The 18,779-nt window shown below is 38.7% G+C and carries 22 protein-coding genes; 15 read left to right on the forward strand and 7 right to left on the reverse strand.

The window, feature by feature from the left end; translation table 11 throughout:
- Nucleotides 1-203: hypothetical protein (locus tag JQC92_RS16185; RefSeq protein ID WP_205000618.1), on the reverse strand; the 203-nt coding region annotated here is incomplete at its 3' end.
- Nucleotides 204-221: 18 nt separating this feature from the next.
- Nucleotides 222-1,034, reverse strand: a complete 813-nt coding sequence (locus JQC92_RS16190) for a hypothetical protein (protein WP_205000619.1) — start codon at nucleotides 1,032-1,034, stop codon at nucleotides 222-224.
- A gap of 154 nt (nucleotides 1,035-1,188) precedes the next feature.
- On the opposite strand from JQC92_RS16190, the gene JQC92_RS16195 reads away from it, so the two are divergent.
- The 5 genes from JQC92_RS16195 to JQC92_RS16215 all read left to right on the forward strand — a co-directional run bounded on the left by JQC92_RS16195 (nucleotide 1,189) and on the right by JQC92_RS16215 (nucleotide 6,419).
- Entirely contained in the window at nucleotides 1,189-1,896 is a 708-nt protein-coding gene (locus JQC92_RS16195) for a spondin domain-containing protein (RefSeq protein WP_205000620.1), read from the forward strand.
- Nucleotides 1,897-1,911: 15 nt separating this feature from the next.
- Nucleotides 1,912-2,643, forward strand: a complete 732-nt coding sequence (locus JQC92_RS16200; RefSeq protein WP_205000621.1) for a spondin domain-containing protein — start codon at nucleotides 1,912-1,914, stop codon at nucleotides 2,641-2,643.
- Nucleotides 2,644-2,771: 128 nt separating this feature from the next.
- Complete coding sequence (locus JQC92_RS16205) at nucleotides 2,772-3,518, forward strand: response regulator transcription factor (protein ID WP_205000622.1); 747 nt, start codon at nucleotides 2,772-2,774, stop codon at nucleotides 3,516-3,518.
- Nucleotides 3,515-4,960: a sensor histidine kinase gene (locus tag JQC92_RS16210; RefSeq protein WP_205000623.1), complete on the forward strand. Its 1,446-nt coding sequence runs from the start codon at nucleotides 3,515-3,517 to the stop codon at nucleotides 4,958-4,960. The genes JQC92_RS16205 and JQC92_RS16210 overlap by 4 nt, the downstream gene beginning before the upstream one ends.
- A 127-nt stretch (nucleotides 4,961-5,087) precedes the next feature.
- Entirely contained in the window at nucleotides 5,088-6,419 is a 1,332-nt protein-coding gene (locus tag JQC92_RS16215) for a hypothetical protein (protein WP_205000624.1), read from the forward strand.
- Nucleotides 6,420-6,467: 48 nt separating this feature from the next.
- Here JQC92_RS16215 and JQC92_RS16220 read toward each other — a convergent pair whose 3' ends face one another.
- Complete coding sequence (locus tag JQC92_RS16220; RefSeq protein WP_205000625.1) at nucleotides 6,468-6,647, reverse strand: hypothetical protein; 180 nt, start codon at nucleotides 6,645-6,647, stop codon at nucleotides 6,468-6,470.
- Between the two features lie 146 nt (nucleotides 6,648-6,793).
- Here JQC92_RS16220 and JQC92_RS16225 point away from each other — a divergent pair, with 146 nt between their 5' ends.
- Together JQC92_RS16225 and JQC92_RS16230 are read left to right on the forward strand one after the other, a co-directional pair.
- Nucleotides 6,794-6,958: a hypothetical protein gene (locus tag JQC92_RS16225; protein ID WP_205000626.1), complete on the forward strand. Its 165-nt coding sequence runs from the start codon at nucleotides 6,794-6,796 to the stop codon at nucleotides 6,956-6,958.
- A gap of 8 nt (nucleotides 6,959-6,966) precedes the next feature.
- Complete coding sequence (locus tag JQC92_RS16230; RefSeq protein ID WP_205000627.1) at nucleotides 6,967-7,134, forward strand: hypothetical protein; 168 nt, start codon at nucleotides 6,967-6,969, stop codon at nucleotides 7,132-7,134.
- Here the strand turns inward: JQC92_RS16230 and JQC92_RS16235 are convergent.
- Together JQC92_RS16235 and JQC92_RS16240 are read right to left on the reverse strand one after the other, a co-directional pair.
- Nucleotides 7,124-8,533 carry a phosphohexomutase domain-containing protein gene (locus JQC92_RS16235; protein WP_276315811.1) on the reverse strand — a complete coding sequence of 470 codons (1,410 nt, stop codon included), beginning with the start codon at nucleotides 8,531-8,533 and terminating at the stop codon, nucleotides 7,124-7,126. The two genes, JQC92_RS16230 and JQC92_RS16235, sit on opposite strands and share 11 nt — an antisense overlap.
- Nucleotides 8,520-9,923, reverse strand: coding sequence for a mannose-1-phosphate guanylyltransferase/mannose-6-phosphate isomerase (locus JQC92_RS16240; protein WP_276315812.1), 1,404 nt, complete (start codon nucleotides 9,921-9,923; stop codon nucleotides 8,520-8,522). The genes JQC92_RS16235 and JQC92_RS16240 overlap by 14 nt, the downstream gene beginning before the upstream one ends.
- A gap of 188 nt (nucleotides 9,924-10,111) precedes the next feature.
- Here JQC92_RS16240 and JQC92_RS22700 point away from each other — a divergent pair, with 188 nt between their 5' ends.
- The 4 genes from JQC92_RS22700 (at nucleotide 10,112) to JQC92_RS16260 (ending at nucleotide 14,212) form a co-directional block, all read left to right on the forward strand.
- The gene (locus tag JQC92_RS22700) at nucleotides 10,112-10,267 is read left to right on the forward strand and encodes a transposase family protein (protein ID WP_205000639.1); all 156 of its coding nucleotides are present in this window, start codon (nucleotides 10,112-10,114) and stop codon (nucleotides 10,265-10,267) included.
- A 387-nt stretch (nucleotides 10,268-10,654) separates the two neighbouring features.
- A complete protein-coding gene (gene gltS / locus JQC92_RS16250) occupies nucleotides 10,655-11,854 on the forward strand; it encodes a sodium/glutamate symporter (RefSeq protein ID WP_205000629.1) in 1,200 nt (399 codons plus the stop codon).
- 892 nt (nucleotides 11,855-12,746) lie between these two features.
- A complete protein-coding gene (locus tag JQC92_RS16255) occupies nucleotides 12,747-13,004 on the forward strand; it encodes a helix-turn-helix domain-containing protein (RefSeq protein WP_205000630.1) in 258 nt (85 codons plus the stop codon).
- Nucleotides 13,001-14,212 (forward strand): type II toxin-antitoxin system HipA family toxin, encoded by a 1,212-nt coding sequence (locus JQC92_RS16260; protein ID WP_205000631.1) that lies wholly within the window; start codon nucleotides 13,001-13,003, stop codon nucleotides 14,210-14,212. The genes JQC92_RS16255 and JQC92_RS16260 overlap by 4 nt, the downstream gene beginning before the upstream one ends.
- 130 nt (nucleotides 14,213-14,342) lie before the next feature.
- On the opposite strand, the gene JQC92_RS16265 is transcribed toward JQC92_RS16260, so the two are convergent.
- Both JQC92_RS16265 and JQC92_RS16270 read right to left on the reverse strand, forming a co-directional pair.
- Entirely contained in the window at nucleotides 14,343-14,642 is a 300-nt protein-coding gene (locus JQC92_RS16265; RefSeq protein WP_205000632.1) for a type II toxin-antitoxin system RelE/ParE family toxin, read from the reverse strand.
- A gap of 5 nt (nucleotides 14,643-14,647) precedes the next feature.
- Nucleotides 14,648-14,905: a type II toxin-antitoxin system ParD family antitoxin gene (locus tag JQC92_RS16270; protein WP_205000633.1), complete on the reverse strand. Its 258-nt coding sequence runs from the start codon at nucleotides 14,903-14,905 to the stop codon at nucleotides 14,648-14,650.
- A 679-nt stretch (nucleotides 14,906-15,584) separates the two neighbouring features.
- Between JQC92_RS16270 and JQC92_RS16275 the strand changes: the two genes are divergently transcribed.
- From JQC92_RS16275 to JQC92_RS16290, 4 genes are all read left to right on the forward strand, one after another.
- Nucleotides 15,585-15,812, forward strand: coding sequence for a hypothetical protein (locus JQC92_RS16275; RefSeq protein WP_205000634.1), 228 nt, complete (start codon nucleotides 15,585-15,587; stop codon nucleotides 15,810-15,812).
- A gap of 854 nt (nucleotides 15,813-16,666) precedes the next feature.
- Nucleotides 16,667-17,017 carry a biotin/lipoyl-containing protein gene (locus JQC92_RS16280; RefSeq protein WP_205000635.1) on the forward strand — a complete coding sequence of 117 codons (351 nt, stop codon included), beginning with the start codon at nucleotides 16,667-16,669 and terminating at the stop codon, nucleotides 17,015-17,017.
- Nucleotides 17,018-17,138: 121 nt separating this feature from the next.
- Entirely contained in the window at nucleotides 17,139-17,543 is a 405-nt protein-coding gene (locus JQC92_RS16285; RefSeq protein ID WP_205000636.1) for an SMI1/KNR4 family protein, read from the forward strand.
- A 143-nt stretch (nucleotides 17,544-17,686) separates the two neighbouring features.
- Nucleotides 17,687-18,553, forward strand: a complete 867-nt coding sequence (locus tag JQC92_RS16290) for a toll/interleukin-1 receptor domain-containing protein (RefSeq protein WP_205000637.1) — start codon at nucleotides 17,687-17,689, stop codon at nucleotides 18,551-18,553.
- Nucleotides 18,554-18,779 lie beyond the last annotated feature (226 nt).

The raw sequence follows: 18,779 nt of genomic DNA on the forward strand, positions 1-18,779 counted from the left end.
TGATAGAGGCGGATACCATCAAGGCTACAAGACAGATTTCTTGATAAATAAGCCGAATATATGACAGCAATGAACCCTGTTTTTTCAAAAACTAATGCCTTGTAAATAGGGGAGAGTCCATATGGGTATATAAAGCTGATTTGTCTTTTGAAATAAATTTTTGAATCTATTTTTGCTACTTTCTGTAACTCAAAAAGCAGCAAAATATAACTATTGAGGGATTAAAATTGCAGAGATACGGATTCCTCTTCCCTCTTTCTTTCATCAATGATGAGTTTTTGATAGCACAAAGAAAGAAGTGCGAGTTCAAACAAGGCAAACATTGCATGTAGCACTATTGAAACACTCACAAAAAACCATCCTTCAAAACTTGCAATACTTTCAGTGACTAAAGAACTCAAAATCGGAATTATCGAAAGTACAAAAAATACTTTCCATTTTACCTGTGCAGTTGCTTCCCATGCATCACCAAAACTGATGGATTCATCAACGGCTCTTGAAGGTAACACCATCATAAATCGACACATTATTACCCCAATAATGCCGTAACTAACAATCATAACTAATGCTGTTAATGTTTGAGCGTTGTACATACTTAAATTATCAATAATTGCTCCAAAACCAGCCAAAAGAAGACCTATCGCTAACCCTATAGGGATCATAAGCAGTCCTAATAGAATGCTGATCCCAAAGAATTTCAAATCTCTCATTTTAGGAACAATTGCGTCGATAAAAAACAATTTAGAACGCTTAATATAAATTCGATGACAATTCACTGCAGCTTTAACAAAGCCATAAATCATGATCATGAACATAAAAAAGAAATACTTCAGTTCTGGAATCACTTCAGAAAGCGGATCAGCATCTAGGGCAAAGCCATCTACTTTTCCAATAATTTTATAATAAAGTGCGAAAATGAGTGAAAACACGATGACAAGTGGCGTAGTAGCGATTAATACATCAAGTTTTTTACGAATAGTGATACTAATGGCTTCAGAAACAATCGTTCTGATAGAAAAGTTGTTATTACTCAAGATTAAAAATCCTTTTATTTTTATTAATTTAAGATCTTATCATTTGTTAATTGTTGGTCACAAATCAAATCGTGAAACTTTCGTGATAATTCCGAGATATTGGCGTGAACTTTACCATTCATGATATCCAGCATATTCTGACATGGAGATAAAAATGAAATTACGTAACCTATACAAGTCGATTGCACTGGCTGGAATTATGGCCTTACCTGCTACAGCAGTAGAACTTGAAATTAAAGTAACCAATTTGACTCACGGTAACCACTTTACCCCGATTCTTGCTGCAGCACATGATAACGAATTGCATTTATTCCAATCTGGCGAAAAAGCAACGGCAGAACTGCAAGCGATGGCCGAAGGTGGCGCAATTTCAGGTTTAGCGACAATGGTAAAAGCTGTTAATGGTGTAACGGCTGAAAACCCAGTAGAAGGTTTGCTTGCTCCAAACACCAAAACAGAAACTTTCGAACTTGATTCTGGTGACAATACACATTTATCTCTTGTTGCAATGATGCTTCCAACAAATGATGCATTTATTGGCTTAGATGCTTGGGAAATTCCTACAGAACCAGGTACATATACGTTAAATGTTAATGCTTATGACGCTGGTACTGAAGCTAATGATGAATTAGTTGTTGGTATGCCAGGTGGCGCACCTGGTGCTGCCGGTATTCCTGTCGCACCGGGTGGAGATGCTGGCACTGGCGGTACAGGTTTTGCAAATACCGCTTCAAATGAAAATGTTCACATCCACCCTGGTGTTGTTGGTGATACGGACGCAAATGGTGGTTTGAGTGATTTAGATAGCCGAATTCACCGCTGGTTAAACCCTGTTGCTCGCATTGTAGTTACTGTTAAGTAATCGGAGGACTGGTTTATGCCATATTCATTTTCAAAAAAAGCAGCTCTCGCTGCAAGTATTGTAGGTACACTGTTGCTGACGGGTTGCCCAGACAATGACAAGAAGTCAACCCCCGACCAACCAGAGCCACCTGCACCTACACCTGTTGTAACTTTTGATTACAAAGTTACCGTTACGAACTTAACACCAGAACAACCACTATCGCCAATTGCTGTAGTTTTGCATAATTCTGACACCCCACTATTCGTTGCAGGTGAAACAGCGTCTGATGCTTTAGAACTTCTAGCTGAAGCTGGTGACAACTCGGGTTTAGAGACTGCTGAAGGGGTTACGGAATTCTTTAGTGCCGAAGCACCAACAGGCCCAGGACAAAGAGAAGTAATCGATATTACTCTTAATGAAGATCAACTTAATAATGTAAGTGTATTAAGCATGCTGGTGAATACCAATGATGCATTTACGGGTGTGAGTAATTTTAATCTATCTTCACTAGAAAGCGGTCAAAAAGTTACGTTCAGAGCTAATGTTTACGACTCTGGTACTGAAGCGAATACTGAAGCTAAAGGTACAATCCCAGGACCAGCAGATCAAGGTCAAGGTTTTGATGCTGAACGTGATGATGTCGATAGAGTTTATATCCACTCAGGTGTAATTAGTAAAGAAGACGGTCTATCTGACTCGGTTTTATTTGCGAAGCATCGCTTTGACAACCCTGCAATGTCTGTGGTTATCGAACGCACGAATTAATCTGAGTTTACTGTAAGCTGAATTACAACTTCATGATTGTTATGAAGTTGTAATTATTTTTATTTTATTCTGAAATATTTTGAAACACTGCAAGGTCTGTTTATCGGAGGCTTTGGGAGATTCAAAATATGAACGGAAAAAGTGCACTGTCACACCAGCAAAACAAAAAAAAAGTACTTCTTGTTGAAGATGAGCAAGAGCTAGCTAACCTCGTTTTACTGAATCTTTCGCTATTAGATTTAGATGTCGTTCATTGCTCTACAATATGCCACGCAAAAACACTGCTCTCGTCTACTCATTTTGACGCCATTCTGTTAGATCGAATGTTGCCTGACGGAGATGGTTTGATGCTTTGTATGGAATTGAGTAAAGCTAACTCTCAAACCCCAATTATGATGCTCACCGCAAAGGCTGACGAAACCGATATTGTTTTAGGGTTAGAATCTGGAGCTGATGATTACTTAGCCAAGCCATTTAGCGTGCTAGAGCTAAGAGCACGTGTTAAAGCGATGCTTCGTCGCTCATTAAAGGTTCAACTTCATTCTGCTTTACCCTCCCAACATATAGAACATGGCCTGATTAGAATTGATGGTGACACAAGAGAGGTTTTTGCAGAAAATCGCAGTGTTGACCTCACAGCAACTGAATTTGATTTACTTCATTACCTTGCTACGCACCCTCAACAAGTCTTCAGTCGGTTACAGCTTTTAGAAGCAGTATGGGGTTATAACTATGATGGTTATGAGCATACGGTTAATAGCCATATTAATCGCTTGCGCTCAAAGCTATCTCGTCACTGTGGCAATCAAGATCTGGTGAAAACAGTTTGGGGTGTAGGTTATAAATTTTCACCACCAGAGGCTCAAGTGGCATGACGAACTCTTTATTCAGCCGCTTGTGGTTATCAATTACTTTTACAATTGTACTTTTAGTTTCTGCATTATGGGCGTGGTTTAATTACTCGCAAATACACTCACAAAACCTTGTACAGCAATCACTTCATAAAAAGCTTGCTGAACACATGGCACACATCAACCCCCTTCTTTCCCAAGGTGTTACAGCCGATGAAGCGATAAAAGAAGCGTTTCATGATTTTATGCTTCTAGGCCCGAGTTTTGAAATTTATACTCTTGATAAGAATGGGATTGTTATTTCTTTCGCAGCTAAAGACAGCGTTATCAAGCAAAGAGAAGTTCCACTAAAACCAATTCATCAATTCTTGAATGAGTCCCCTCTTCCAATTTACAATGTTGACCCAAGAGGACACGGACACAAAATTTTTTCCGCTATACGATTATTCGATAAATCAAATAATCATACAGGTTTTCTCTATGTCATCATTGGTGGTGAGAAGTTTGATGCATGGCAATCATTAACCGCAACTTCTCACAACGTTACACAACTCGCCATTGTTTTAATTTTAATCGTCATCGCAGTCAGTACTGTGTTTGCGCTATTAATTCAGTTTTTTATTTCTCCAACTAAAAAACTTGCTCACAGTTTATCTCAATTGAACGTTGATTCATTAGGTAAACAATTGCAACTCAATAAGCCTGCTAGGAGCAGTATTGAGATCTCAGAATTAACTAATGATATTAATGTGTTGCTGAGTAAAATAAACACACAGCACCAACAAATAACAAGTTCACATGAAGCGAAACATGAATTCTTATTGCATCTCTCACACGATTTAAAAACCCCCTTAAGCGTTCTTCTAGGCTACATTGAAACTTGGCTTGCATCACCTGAACAAGAACGACAAGATAAATGGATTGAAATATCAGCTCAATCAGGCGAAAAGCTGAAAGGGTTACTCACCCAACTGTTAGAACTTGCCGCCATCGAAAATAACTTAATCACACCCAACATCGTAAACTTTCAAGCCGTTGAGCTTTTCGAAGAGTTAGCATTAATGTATCGGCACCAAGCTGAGAGCAGAAAAATTCAAGCAAACATACACTGCCCTAATAATATTGAAATGATGACTGATATCAATTTGCTTCGTAGAATTTTATGTAATTTATTGGATAATGCATTTAGATACACGCCTCATGGCGGAGTGATTGAAGTCATGCTAATCAAGGAAAATAACCAAACCTTTATTAAAGTTAATGATTCCGGCCCCGGTATTTCAGAAACCAACATTCACGCATTAACGAATAAAAACACCACTCATTATAGCGGAAAGCTATTACCAGAACTTGGTGTAGGTCTTTCAATCGTAAAGAAATTATCTGAGCTTTTAAATCTAGATATTCATATTGAAAATAAAGCAGAAGGTGGTACTTGCTTCCAAATTACATTAAGAAACAATTGACAACATGACTAGAACATAAATTAAGGTTAATTTGCACAGTTATTGATTAACAACCAAAATGTAGATATGAAAAGCTTTAAGTAAATTAGTAATCGGCATCCATAAGAACAATTGAAATAGGTTTATTATGTCAACTACAACTACACCAACAAGTACACCAGCTCAACCAACTTTGCCTCCAAAGGATGAGGTCGAGTTTAGTTGTGACAAGCTGAATAAAGTAGTTATTACTGGAAAGTCAGTTGCTGATCGTGGGACTTGGTATAGCAGAAATGATGAAATACAAATTGAAACTATTTCTGTAACCGTAGGTGACCAAGAATATGACGTAAAAGTCACTACTAATTTTAAAGCTAATACGGTTAAATTATCTGCTGAAAAAGAAGCTCTTGCCGAATTCCATGTCAAAACATCATTCAAAGCTGGTGTTTATCGTAAAGCGGATGACCAAGGAAATGTTTCAAGTTATGCGCTTGATAACGGTAAGTACCAAGTTAGTTGTCCAGATTTTCAACCATACCGTAAACTCCATGATATGTTCCTCAGGGATTTTGAGGATATAGCCAGTAATGATTATGCCTTATATGATCATGGGGACAATAGCTTAACAACAAAAGCCAAAGCCGATTCATTAGATAAAAAGCCCTCAGATCGTTACAATGGCTATGCCATCAAGCAACTTATTTTCTGCTTAAAACATCAAGAGAAAGTCTCATTAACCGTAGACGAAATTCATCACTTCATTAAGAAAGGTGTTACGGTTAAACAAATTCAAGACAATAAGGTGAAACTTGAAAAACTATTAACACTCACCGACCCAGAAAAATTCAACCCAAAAGATTATGACTTTATGCTTAACGACGTGGGTTATGAAGAAAAAGATGGCAAATTTGTTCTTCACGCTTCAGGAGGATCTCAAGATGGGATGCGTACCATGATCCAAGGAAAAAATGGGAAAGTGGATAGACAACTATATATGGAAAAAGCTCAAGAAGCAGTGAGGGCAGCATTAATGGCTGAAAACATCAGACAAGCCCTACAATTTGCAGCTCGAAGTCGTGAAGAACAAGAGGTTGCAGGTAAAGAGCCTGTTGAAAAAATTTCAATTCACCCTGAGCACGGAGTTGGTTATGGTAACCCATTTGTAGCTAAAGGCACCGAAGGTCAACCAGGTTATAAAGCAGGCTTACAAGCTCCGGTCACAGTAAATAATGGAATGACTTTTAGTGAATCACCTAGGTCGGTAGAAAGGGCTCGTTATACTGGACAAACGAAAAAACTGGATGAACTATACAAAGAAAAGCAGAAAAAAAGGAGTCCAGCGAACACAGGACAAACAAACCCTAGTTTAGACTTAAATACACCAGATGGTACACCTCCAACTGGCCCTAAACCAACATCAACTTTACCCCCTGCGCCGGCACAACCTGCCAACCAACAACCTCAATCTCAGACTTAATGGCCTCAATAAATGGCTAAAAGCAAACTGATTCGAAGCGTATTATCATCAATTCTGAAGTAATTTTTGAGTTACCACATTACTACTTTTTAATTCTTCAGTACTTTCAGTCATAAACGCTATAACGATGGCACCTTCAATCAATAAATAGATTGCATTAATTAATTGCTGAGATGTTGAAACTAAATGATCACTTATAATGTCTTTCACTCTAAGCTTGTGATCCATACAATGGTTGCGGTAGGAATGAGCATTACTACTCACCCCCGCAGAGTTCCGGACGTGCGCTACTAACGCATCCGGCTCCTACCTCGAGTTCTGGCGTCAAACCTTGCTTCTGGATAAGGGTGCATAACTCTTGGGGAAACTACGAAGTGTGCAGAGTTAATTTTATCGAGGAACAAGAAATTTCATCAATAGCATCTCCAGCGGCGGCTCCAAAACTAGCTCCAACCAGCGGCACAAGTAAAACTGATACTCAATTAACACCTGACCAAATAAAGCAATTTCAAGATATGATAAATCGCTATGCTCAATGATCACTAAAATGCAATCATTAGTAGCACAATTACCTCACCATGATGCTATCCCTAGAGATAAAGACCAATTGGAAAAATATAACCCTTTAAATCGAGCGCTTCATAAATTAGATGGTGAAGTTAAGACTTTCTTCCATAAGGTGGGACATGTAATCAGTAGTATGTTTATGCTCTAAATTCCTGCAAAACTGAAACAATCTCTTTCGTCTTCTTTCTCATCAAAACTCTACTCCCTTTCGATTCTACGTTTAGTCTCACTACAGGTTCTGTGTTAGAGCAACGTAAGTTAAATCGCCACAAGCCAGACTTTTCAATAAAAGAAAATGAAACACCATCAATTAAATCTGCTTCATAAGCTTTGGTCTGATATTTCTTTTTTACAGCCTCTATAGCTTCTTGGGGAGTACGAATGTTCAAATTAATTTCACCTGAAGATGGATAAAGTGATATCCGTTCATTCACTAGCTTTGATAGAGATTTATTTGAAATTGATATTAATTCGATGATCAAAAGCCAAGGTATCATGCCAGAATCACAATAGTAAAAGCTCCTAAAGTAATGGTGAGCAGACATCTCACCACCATAAACAGCATTCTCAGCTCGCATTCGCTCTTTAATGAAAGCATGGCCTGTTTTTGTTTTTACTGCTTCTCCACCAGCTTTTTTAATAATATCTTCGGTATTCCATGTGAGCCGTGGATCATGAATAATTTTTTCGCATTTATTTTTACGTAAAAACATCTCGGCCAATAAACCTACGATGTAATAACCTTCAATGAATTCACCATTTTCATCAAACAAAAAACAACGATCAAAATCGCCATCCCAAGCGATACCTAGATCTGCGTTATGCTCAATAACAGCATCGCTCGTTGCTTTTCGATTTTCAGCTAAAAGAGGATTCGGTATACCGTTAGGAAAGTTTGCATTAGGCTGATGAAAAAGCTTAACAAACTCAATCGGAATATTGAGCTGCTCAAACTCTAACTCTAACGCATCAATCACGTGTCCTGCTGTTCCATTTCCAGAGTTAACTACTATCTTGAGCCGCTTTATATTCTTAACGTCAATGTAAGTTAATAATTTTTCAACGTAGGGCGCTAAAATTGACTGTGTTTTATGGGTACCTAACTTGCTGTGTGAAGTCTCATTAATCCAAGGTGTAGTCTCTGCTGATGCTTTAATCGAAATTAAACCGGAGTCACCAGAAACAGGAATGCTATCCTTTCGAACCATTTTTATGCCGTTATAATCAATCGGATTATGAGAAGCAGTAACCATAATGCCACCATCAACATTGAGATACGGCGTAGCAAAGTAGATTTCTTCGGTGCCAACTAAGCCAATATCGATGGTATCAACCCCCTCAGCTCTTAACCCCTCACTCAATGCCATTTTTAATGAATCACTGGTTGCTCGTACATCACCACCTAAAACAACGGTTTTGGGCTTAATTTCTCTTGCGTAAGCACGCCCTATATCATAAGCGACTTTCTCATCAAGCTCTGAGCCTAATTTCCCGCGAATATCATAAGCTTTAAAACAAGTTAATGGTGTCATTTTAGGCTCTGCCATACTTATCTTCATAACGCACAATATCGTCTTCATCCAAGTAAGAGCCTGACTGCACTTCAATCAACTCAAGATTTACAAGACCCGGATTTTCCAGTGCATGAATACTCCCAACTGGGATATATGTTGATTGGTTTTCAGTAACAAGAATTTCTTCATTATCTTTTGTGACTTTAGCTGTTCCCTTAACAACGACCCAATGTTCGGCACGGTGATGATGCATTTGCAATGACAACTTTGCACCAGGCTTAACGGTGATACGTTTTACTTGGAAACGATCGCCAGTATCAATACAATCATACTTACCCCAAGGTCGATAAACTTTGCGACTACTTTTCGCTTCAATTCGACCTTGAGCATTCAGCTCATTAACCACTTGTTTTACCTTTTGAACTTCAGAGCGTTTTGACACTAATAAGGCATCTTTCGTGTCTACAATCACAACATCATCCAAACCTATCGTGGCAACCAGCTTATCATTTGCTGAAATAAAGGAGTTATTAGTGTCAATGGTCATCACATCACCTTTGCAGGAGTTACCGTTTTTGTCCTTATTTTCAATATTCCAAAGTGCTGACCAACTCCCTACGTCACTCCAATCGGCATCTAAGGGCACAACAACAGCACTTTTTGTTTTTTCCATTACTGCATAATCAACAGAGTCACTTGGACAAGTGTCAAAAACGCTTTTATCAAAGCGAGAAAAATCACTATCCGTTTCTAAGGTTTCGAATGCAGCCTTACATGCGTTATAGATGTCAGGTCGATGAGTTTCTAACTCATTTAAGAAAACACTGGTTTTGAACATAAACATGCCACTGTTCCAAAAATATTTACCACTCGCTAAATAATTTTTTGCCGTGTCCAAATCTGGCTTTTCAACAAATTGGTCAACTTCATACCCGTGGTCTAACGCATCACCCGACTTGATATATCCAAAACCAATTTCTGGTGACTTCGGTACAACACCAAAAGTAACGAGTTTATTTTTATCAGCGGCTAATGTTGCTTGATGAACGGAGGCAACAAAAGCATCTTCATTCTTGATGATATGGTCGGAGGCTAAAACCAAAAGAATCGGATCTTCACCATTATTTAAGCTATCGAAAGCTGCAAGAGTTATGGCTGGTGCCGTATTTTTTGCTGTAGGCTCAAGTAGAATATTCGAATTACTTGAAAGTTGAGTCCTTAATTGTTCTGCAACAACAAAACGATGCTGCTCATTACAAATGATCGTAGGTGTTTGATGTTCAATGTTAACCAATCGCTTTAACGTCGCTTGTAACATCGTGTTTTCACCATCTAATGATAAAAACTGTTTAGGAAATAATTCGCGAGATAACGGCCATAATCGAGTACCAGAACCACCAGCCATTATTATTGGTTTTATCATAGTCATCCCTAGAAGCTATTTAACAATGCACTTACAAATGTTTCAATTGTTTAAAGAGACACTAGGACAACAGAATTTCTTTCATTAAAAAGGTAATTGAACACTAGGGGCCACTGCAAGATCATTAAAATTGAACTTTTTTGAAGGTTTGTGATCAGATCAATCAAACTTAGCTACATGATAATGAAATTGAACCTTCTACTTTTTTACAGCACTTCGACAAAATCAATGACCCTCGCATACAACGTCATAGATTACATGAACTTTTGAATATATTGTTATTGTCTATTTGTGCGGTCATTTCACGCCCTGCGTGGTCTAATGGATATGACCACCCCAGTTAAGAGATAATAACTTAACTGGAGAATGAAAATGACAAGAAAAAGATATTCTAAAGCGTTCAAGCTTGATGCCATCAATTTGGTTCTTGAACAAAACTATATGTTTTTACATCACTCGTCTTCTTAAAACAAAAAGGCTTGCTACCTCCTTCAATTCAACCATCACGGATAAACCCTTGCCATTTGATAATAGTGATAGTTTAATAACATCAAGTTAATAAACGGTGATCTTCTTACAGAGGACCTTCACCTCATTATTTCACGCCAATCCTAGGCGTACACAAGAAATTCAACAGGACAAATTCTGGTTGGCTTTTAAGGTGGGCGTTTACGTTCTGCCCAAGAGTAAGATGTTAATACAAATAATTCAGGAAAGAGTGAAATAACAACATGAACCAATTTGTGGCAAATAATTTTTTAACATTTACCCTCAGTATTTTAGTTTTTTTTATTGGTGTTCATATCAACAGGCGCTTTGAATTTCTTCGTAAATATAATATCCCTGAACCCGTAACCGGCGGATTAATTGCTGCGTTATTCGCACTGACTATCTATTTGGTTACCGATACAGAAATTGTTTATCAGTTGGAGACTAGAGATATTTTACTTGTATATTTCTTTACAGGTATTGGTTTGAATGCAAAGCTTTCTGATTTAATTGCAGGTGGTAAGCCACTATTGTTCATGCTGGGACTGACACTCAGTTATATTTTGATTCAGAATATCGTGGGTATTACAGGTGCAAAATTGGTAGGCGTACCAACAGCAATAGGCGTTTTAGCTGGTTCAACATCACTGATTGGCGGTCACGGTACAACGATCGCTTGGGCACCAGAAGTGGCAGCCCTAGGCATTGATAATGCACTCGAAATAGGTGTGGCAAGCGCCACCATCGGACTTATTCTCGCTAGTCTGATTGGTGGCCCAATTGCACATATTTTAATAAATCGCTTTCAACTCAAAGGTGACTCTAATGAGGCTCCTATGGTAGGTATTCCTTTTAAAAAAGAGGAATCAGGTACAATTAACCATATGAATCTTATGGCCGTGTTTTTAACACTCCATATCACAATTATTATTGGATGGTTTGTTAACCACCTCACCACAGAGCTAGGGTTAAAGTTACCGCTTTTTGTTACCTGTTTGTTAACTGGTATTGTGTTATCCAACATCATTTCATCCCTTTTTCCAAAGGTACGATGGCCAGCAAGAACTAAAGCGCTAGCAGTAATAACCGATTTTTCATTAGGGCTATTTCTAGCAATGTCGCTTATGAGTATGCAGCTATGGACTATTGCAGGTTTGGCCGGCCCACTAATTGTAATTTTATTAATGCAAACCCTAGCAGCGGTTTTATTTATTTTGTTTATCCTATTTCCTTTGATGGGTCGGAATTATCAGGCAGCAGTACTCAGTTCTGGCTTTGGTGGTTTTGCATTGGGCGCTACACCCACAGCAATTGCTAATATGACGGCAGTAACAAAATCACACGGACCAGCGCCTCTGGCATTTATTATTTTGCCATTGGTTGCTGCATTTTTTGTTGATATTACGAATTCGTTTGTGATTCGATTTTTTTTAAGCTTATAAATATTTTGTAGGCAGAAAGCTCTCAGCACTTACTTATACCCATGATACCTGAAGATGCATGTTTCAGGACTTTCTCAGCGCCAATTCTTTGAGGCGCATTAGCGAAGGAATGTCGGGATTCTTTCGAGCTAATGTAACAAAGAAGAATTGGCGCTGAGAAGTCCACGAAGTGCGAGTTGCACAGCGTGTTACTCTGTGTTGCCAGTGCTAACAATAGCTCACTATTGGCGCACACTGTCGCCTTGATTAACAAGCTTTGCATTCTCGCTGAAATCGAGCATCTTCAGGTATGGGTATATACTTGTGATTTTTAACATTATTTCACTAATGCTGATGCGCCCCAGAAATAGTGGACCAGATTAAGTTAGTATAATCCCTAATCGAAGTGACCAATGACAATAAAGAATCGAAAAACTTAGTCAACTGAATTTAAAACAGAAGCCTTAGCTCTAACAGAAAGACTCGGTGTTTCCACTGCAGCAAAACAACTTGGCATTTATGAGTCTAAGCTTTATGGCTGGCGCATCGCAAAAAAGTTTAATCCGACTAATAATTTTAATTTTTTTATTATTTAAATCAGTCAATTACAAATCTTTTTGGTGAGTAGCTTTTTAACGAATGGTGCAAGCTTATAAGCTTTAGAACCCTGACGCAAATTTATAGTGCGCTAAGCTTTCAGTTGCACTTTAGGGAAGACTCTAGCATTAAACTTTGCAGGGCAATCCTTATAACTTCGTCATCACAATTACCAATTTTTTTGAGTATTCAATTTCAGTGCGTTTTCGATTAAATCTAAGTATATTTTAAAAACTTGCCTAAATGATTGCTATATAGCGAACTTAATGCTTAAATATCTATGAAGTTCGCTATATATCGAACAAAGGTGGAATTTATGGCAAATCGTCAACTGGTTGGTCAAACACTTGCTGAGGCAAGAAAAAAGCAACAGAAAACACAAAAGCAACTTGCTGATCAAACGGCTATTCATAAAAGTACGATTTCTGAAATCGAAAACGGTCGCTTTACAGGATCTTTAGATATTTTTGAAAGGTACATAGATACGCTTGGCTATCAATTAGACATTAAACCAAAGCAACACCAGTTGCCTGATTGGGATGAGTTGGATTCGCTATTTGGAGACGATGAATGAAACTGTCAACTCTTCCACAACGAATAGAGAAGTTAAACGTTTTGGGTGACAATTCTGAGCTTGGGATCTTAACCCATGGTTCGAACCATTATTATCAGCCAACTTGGAAAGATAAGCATGTTTCTCTTACAATGACCAAGCCATCACTTGATGGTTATTCATCTGGCTCATTACACCCTATTTTTGCTCAAAATCTACCCGAAGGGTTTAACCGTCGATTCATCGCTGACCGTTTAGCTAGGCACGCTAGAGTTAATGACATGTACTTACTTGCATTACAAGGTGATCATGGAATTGGTATGCTTCGCTATAATGCCAATATTGATTTACCAGAAGCAGAATCATTACCTTTAAACCAGATTTTAACTTACCAATCAAAAGAACCTTTATTCCCTCAGCTATTAGAAAAATACTATCTAAGAAACAGCTTATCTGGCGTCCAACCTAAAGTCAGCATACCAAATACTGGACGAACACTTGAGCAACACGATCTCATTGTAAAGGCTTGCGATGATGAATATCCACTATTAACCGTTAATGAGTATGTGTGTATGCAAGCCGCAAAACACTGCGGGCTAAATCCACCGAAAACATACTTATCGGAAAATCTAGAGACTTTTATTGTTGAGCGATTCGATAAACCGAATGGTGAGATTTTAGGATTTGAAGACTTTACTACCTTGCTAAAGAAATCCAACAATCCCGATTCCAAGTACACTGGGAGTTATGAAACTCTTCTAAAAGCGACTTTAATCTACACAAATAGCCTAGAAGAAGTTCGAAAAATGTATCGCTATATCGTTTTTAATTGCTTGATTGGTAATGGCGATGCTCATTTAAAAAACTTTGCTCTGCAATACACGACAGATATGAAAAAAATCTTTGTGTCACCTCCTTTTGATATAACCCATACCCTTATCTATGACACTATTGATAATAAAATGGCGCTAAAACTCAAAAACAGTAAAGCCTTTCCTGATAAACAGCACCTCATTAATCTTGGCACCTCTCAGCAGTTTAAAATCCGAGATGCCGAACAAATTATTGATCAAACGGCTGAGTCGATTTTAGATTTTATTAAAAACTCACAAGAAGCTTCACTTCTTAAAGGACTCAGACGCTCAATCGAACAGTCTGTAGAAAGAGTTATACTTGGGAGTTTCAGTAGTAAACCTTATCGATATGATAAGAAGAAAAAATTCGAGTAAAGCAACTATGCGAGTGATGACGCTACCTATCGTTCTGCACATGTTAAAATTGCACTTTCCTGTGTTTTGATGTGTAGTGACGGCTGTTCATCTTGCCCTATAAAACTTTACTTTTAAGTTTACTCACACATCAAAACAAGTGCCTTTGTGGATCTTGGCGTTTGAGTAAAATACGGACAACCTCAAGATTTTCACTTTTAAATCGATAATAAATTAAATGACTTTCTATTGGCAAACAGCGTAAATCAGGCAGTAGTAATGGTCTTTCCACTCCAACGAATGGTTGTTCAAGTATCGTATCTAAATGCTCTTTAATATCATCAAGATAATACTTTGCCTTTCTTTCGCCCCAATTGAGTGATCCATATTGATAAATTTCTTTCAAATCAGTCTGGGATTCAGGAGAAAAGACTAAATTCATTTTTGACATTTTTATTAGCCAGTGATTTCATCAAAAAACTTATCAAGCTCTTCTCTTGAGTTCACCTTTATCCCTTTTCCTTGATCCAGTTGCTCTACCCCAACTTTTAATTGCTCCCTAAGCTTGGCCAGTTTCATTTCGTTAATCCAATCTTCATGAAGCTCCATAAAACGAATGGCTTCACGAACAACTTCACTTGCATCGTTGTAGAGCCCACTTTCAACCTTTGACTTTACCCGCGCTTCTAACTCTGGTGTTAATGATACATGCATGATCGTTCTCACTGTGCTTGATATCTATCTTTGAAAAATTTAATTGTAGATACAAACATTATCAATGTATGTATTATTTAGTTCAAATACCCGTTCGGGCGAAAAACACTAGGGCGTGTTAAAAGTAACTCCAAACATCACATCAAATTAAGATGTTGATTATAAATTAATTTACTTCTTTACATACGCTTTAGAGACAATGTTCAGGCTAACCAACCGATACTATTGCTCCTTTAATATTTCACGAGTAGCTTTTTAAGTCGCCTCTATACGCTGCATTAATGTTAGTTTGGCTTATTGAAGATGAATGGCCTAATATCCAGGGTGAGAGCACGTATGTGCAGTTAATGATAAGATTGATTTAAATTAAAACCTAAACCATAAGTGACCTTAGCTACTCTGTATAAAAAGAACTCTAAGAAGGTTTGATTTAAATACAATAACTGCTCAAATAGTGTTCGCGGCCTTGCCCTGGCCTGATATCCGAACTGCTGCATTCTAATCAAATATTTCCACCAGAGTCAGTACATATTGACAGTGCTTACAATGAATTAACCAACTGGAATTAAATAACGATTTTAATTACTCGCAAAACAAATGAAAGAAAAACTTGAAAACCGCTAAGCGTAAGTCATTAATTTAAATGAATTAGCTGGTCGCATTATTTGTTCAAACCCTATTGTGGTTATCAGTTGCTTTTTCTCCAACACTTTTCGGGGCATTAATTGGCGTAGTTTTAAACTTTAATTTAACTGGTCAATCTGGAGAATTAGCATTACCCGTTTGCACTTTAGTTGGTTTCATTGTCGGTGGACTTTGGGCTGAACGCATCCGTAAAACAATTGGTTTGTCAGCATTTTTAGGTCGCCTAATTGTGCATCGTGACATCGATGGTGCCCCGAAGTAAAACGGCTAATCGGGTAGCCGAGGGTCTCTAACCCTCAGCCCCCACACCACCCTGCATGCGGCTCCGCACAGGGCGGTTCTCGAAAAGTTTTAAAATCAATAGGCCGATTAGCTCCTAATAATTTCAATGATGGCTTCTGATTTTACGGTAATCATTCTTAACCCGGTCGGGCATAAATAATTAAGTTGCACAGGCTCCTCATTGGTTTTCAAGTTCAGGCCTTCACCATGTACCCACAACGCTAATGCGGGGTATGCTATCCCAACCATTACGATGGGCGTTGGGCTAATATGCTGTCTGCTGACTTCTGTTTAATCACATGCCTAGTTGCCCAGTCATGCGCTATCGGTTTTCATCTGTTTGCTCTTTTCAGGTGATGAGACTGAAAAGCCAAGGCACTTATTTACCAGAGCCTTACTGGTTACCTGCCGATCGCAAGTTAAACAGATCTCCCCACTCTTTATAAACAGAAAGGGGGAACGTGAACTTTCTTTACACTGCTGCATCATTTACGGTGGCCGTTAGATCACGTGGTTTTGTCGTCTTGTACCCTTGCTTTGCGGGGCAGACCCTACCAGCTCACCTCCAGCCTACGCCTCATATGATGTTTTTGTTCATCAGCTCGTCCTCTTTATAAACGAAAGTGCTAGCGGCTTCCTCCAGACCAACCCTCACGGATAAGCCCTTGCCATTCGCTAGTAGTTATCGTTTAATAACATCACGTTAATAAACGGTGATCTTCCTACAGAGGACTTTCACCTCATTAGTTCACGCCCATGCTGGGCGTACACAAGCAATTCCAGCTGACGCCTACGGCGCAGCTGAATTGGGCGTTATAACGACTATGGATGGTTATGTCTGCTAAAGTGAGAATCCCTTCAGATCCCCCCGAACAATTCCGAACTTCTAGTGATGAAGGAACTCTGTTTGGCGTCCGGATAAAAAACAATTCATTTGTAAAAACAGATGATGTGATTTTTGAAGTAGAGTTTGAAAAATTTATAGCTGAAATTGTAGCGCCCAACAATGGAAGAATCAAAAATCTTACATATTCGGAAGGCGACAAAGTTAACCACGGAGAAGTCATTTGCGAGATAGATGTAACAGCCAAGCGGCCTTGGTATCTAAACTTGCAAAAATTAACTGTGCCATTTCTAGCTTTTTGGACTGGGGTTGCTCTAACAATTCTCATTATTAGCGTTTGATTACGTCGTTATAACAAGCCTCTGAATCAAGATTCACCATGGCTGTCACGCTATTTGCTGAGCAAATCGCCCGCCAGCACAGGTTCACTTATTAGAGGGGCGTTAAGCATCAAGTCGAAATATGAATATTGAACAAGAATCGAGAGCGTTCGAAGAAAAAACTGGCAGGGAGCTGCCGGCTTGCTTGGTAGAACTCTACAAGGAAAACGGAAACGGTGGTTTTGGGCCGGATTACGGTCTACTTGGTATTATCAACGGGCACAAAACCGACTTGGGTGATTCTATGTTGGGGTTGTATCAGAGTTTTTGTTCGGTAGACCCTGATGATCCGAATTGGATTTGGCCAAAGGAGCTCGTGCCGTTTATTCATATAGGCTGTGCAATCCACTATTGCATCGATACAGAAGGTAAAACAAACAGAGTGGTCGAGTTCGACCCAACTGATTACGATCCAGAGGCTGGTCCAAAAGGTCACTTCAAAGAAATATGCGGTACTTTTACTGAGTGGGTAGCTGGCAATGTGTAAATGCTTAACAAAGTTAGGCATCGGACCTCCGCTAGCTGGCACCTATTTTTGCGGAGCAAAAAAGTCGCCAACTAGCGGAGGCCAATGCTAACGGCGTTATGCTTCTTTCGTATTTTGTTCTAGATTAATTATGAGTATTATATATGCCAGTATTTATTAGCTATTCACATGAAAATAAAGAGTTCGTTGACCAATTGGCAATGCAATTGGTACAACAAAATGTGCACATCTGGCTTGATCGTTGGGAATTAAGTTTGGGTGATTCAATTATTGATAAAGTCCAAGATGCGGCTGATGGTGCAAGTGCTTTATTAGTTATTTTATCAAATGCCTCAGTGGCTTCTGAATGGTGTAAAAAAGAACTTTCAGCTGGATTACTACGTGAACTTGAAGAGAATCGAGTTGTTGTAATGCCAGTGTTATTGGAAGATTGTAAAGTCCCACTTTTTGCTCGCGGGAAATTTTATGCTGATTTCCGAACAAATTTTGATGATGGTTTAAAAACTGTTATTGATGGCATTGCAAAAGTTACAAACCCTTTTCTGAATCGCATTAGTGAGCCTGAATATCATACTGATTGGTCTATAGATTGGGGTGATGTGAATGGTAATTTTGCATTAATAATTAATTTTGTAGAACAAGCAAAAGATCAACCATTTACAGTGTTAACAAATATTGAGCTATTAGCATCTCCTGCTGCTTCGCTAAAGTATCATCAGATATCTCAAGCAGAAAATGAAGAAGTAGCACGAGCGTCAATTATTACAATTGTCCACAATTACTTGTCACGTAACAGCGACCTAAAACCTAGATTATCTTCAGAGCATGAAGAGGTTGAAATGCTTGAAATACCTGGTGATGAGGTACATGAAATATACTCTCTACGAATTGGTACAAGACGCTTAGGAGAGGATACGGGTAAAGATATTTTGGTGAACGTAACAAACCTTGTCTCTCAAGCTCATGAACACATGACTAGCGTGTTGAAAAGTCCCGTAACTGAAGCATAATCGGGTAGCCGAGGGTCTCTAACCCTCAGCCCCCACACCACCCTGCATGCGGCTCCGCACAAGGCGGTTCTCGAAAAATTTTAAAATCAATAGGCCGATTAGTTCCTAATAATTTCAATGATGGCTTCTGATTTTACGCTAATCATCCTTAACCCGGTCGGGCATAAATAATTAAGTTGCACAGGCTCCTCATTGGTTTTCAAGTTCAGGTCTTCACCATGTACCC

Source organism: Parashewanella hymeniacidonis, from assembly GCF_016900895.1.
Taxonomy (GTDB): Bacteria; Pseudomonadota; Gammaproteobacteria; order Enterobacterales; family Shewanellaceae; genus Parashewanella; species Parashewanella hymeniacidonis.

Coding starts and splice junctions, on each gene's coding strand:
- JQC92_RS16195 (WP_205000620.1), top strand. CDS start 1,189: ATGAAATTACGTAACCTATACAAGTCGATTGCACTGGCTGGAATTATG.
- JQC92_RS16200 (WP_205000621.1), top strand. CDS start 1,912: ATGCCATATTCATTTTCAAAAAAAGCAGCTCTCGCTGCAAGTATTGTA.
- JQC92_RS16205 (WP_205000622.1), top strand. CDS start 2,772: ATGAACGGAAAAAGTGCACTGTCACACCAGCAAAACAAAAAAAAAGTA.
- JQC92_RS16210 (WP_205000623.1), top strand. CDS start 3,515: ATGACGAACTCTTTATTCAGCCGCTTGTGGTTATCAATTACTTTTACA.
- JQC92_RS16215 (WP_205000624.1), top strand. CDS start 5,088: ATGTCAACTACAACTACACCAACAAGTACACCAGCTCAACCAACTTTG.
- JQC92_RS16220 (WP_205000625.1), bottom strand. CDS start 6,647: ATGGATCACAAGCTTAGAGTGAAAGACATTATAAGTGATCATTTAGTT.
- JQC92_RS16230 (WP_205000627.1), top strand. CDS start 6,967: ATGCAATCATTAGTAGCACAATTACCTCACCATGATGCTATCCCTAGA.
- JQC92_RS16235 (WP_276315811.1), bottom strand. CDS start 8,533: ATGGCAGAGCCTAAAATGACACCATTAACTTGTTTTAAAGCTTATGAT.
- JQC92_RS16240 (WP_276315812.1), bottom strand. CDS start 9,923: ATGATAAAACCAATAATAATGGCTGGTGGTTCTGGTACTCGATTATGG.
- gltS (WP_205000629.1), top strand. CDS start 10,655: ATGAACCAATTTGTGGCAAATAATTTTTTAACATTTACCCTCAGTATT.
- JQC92_RS16255 (WP_205000630.1), top strand. CDS start 12,747: ATGGCAAATCGTCAACTGGTTGGTCAAACACTTGCTGAGGCAAGAAAA.
- JQC92_RS16260 (WP_205000631.1), top strand. CDS start 13,001: ATGAAACTGTCAACTCTTCCACAACGAATAGAGAAGTTAAACGTTTTG.
- JQC92_RS16265 (WP_205000632.1), bottom strand. CDS start 14,642: ATGTCAAAAATGAATTTAGTCTTTTCTCCTGAATCCCAGACTGATTTG.
- JQC92_RS16270 (WP_205000633.1), bottom strand. CDS start 14,905: ATGCATGTATCATTAACACCAGAGTTAGAAGCGCGGGTAAAGTCAAAG.
- JQC92_RS16280 (WP_205000635.1), top strand. CDS start 16,667: ATGTCTGCTAAAGTGAGAATCCCTTCAGATCCCCCCGAACAATTCCGA.
- JQC92_RS16285 (WP_205000636.1), top strand. CDS start 17,139: ATGAATATTGAACAAGAATCGAGAGCGTTCGAAGAAAAAACTGGCAGG.
- JQC92_RS16290 (WP_205000637.1), top strand. CDS start 17,687: ATGCCAGTATTTATTAGCTATTCACATGAAAATAAAGAGTTCGTTGAC.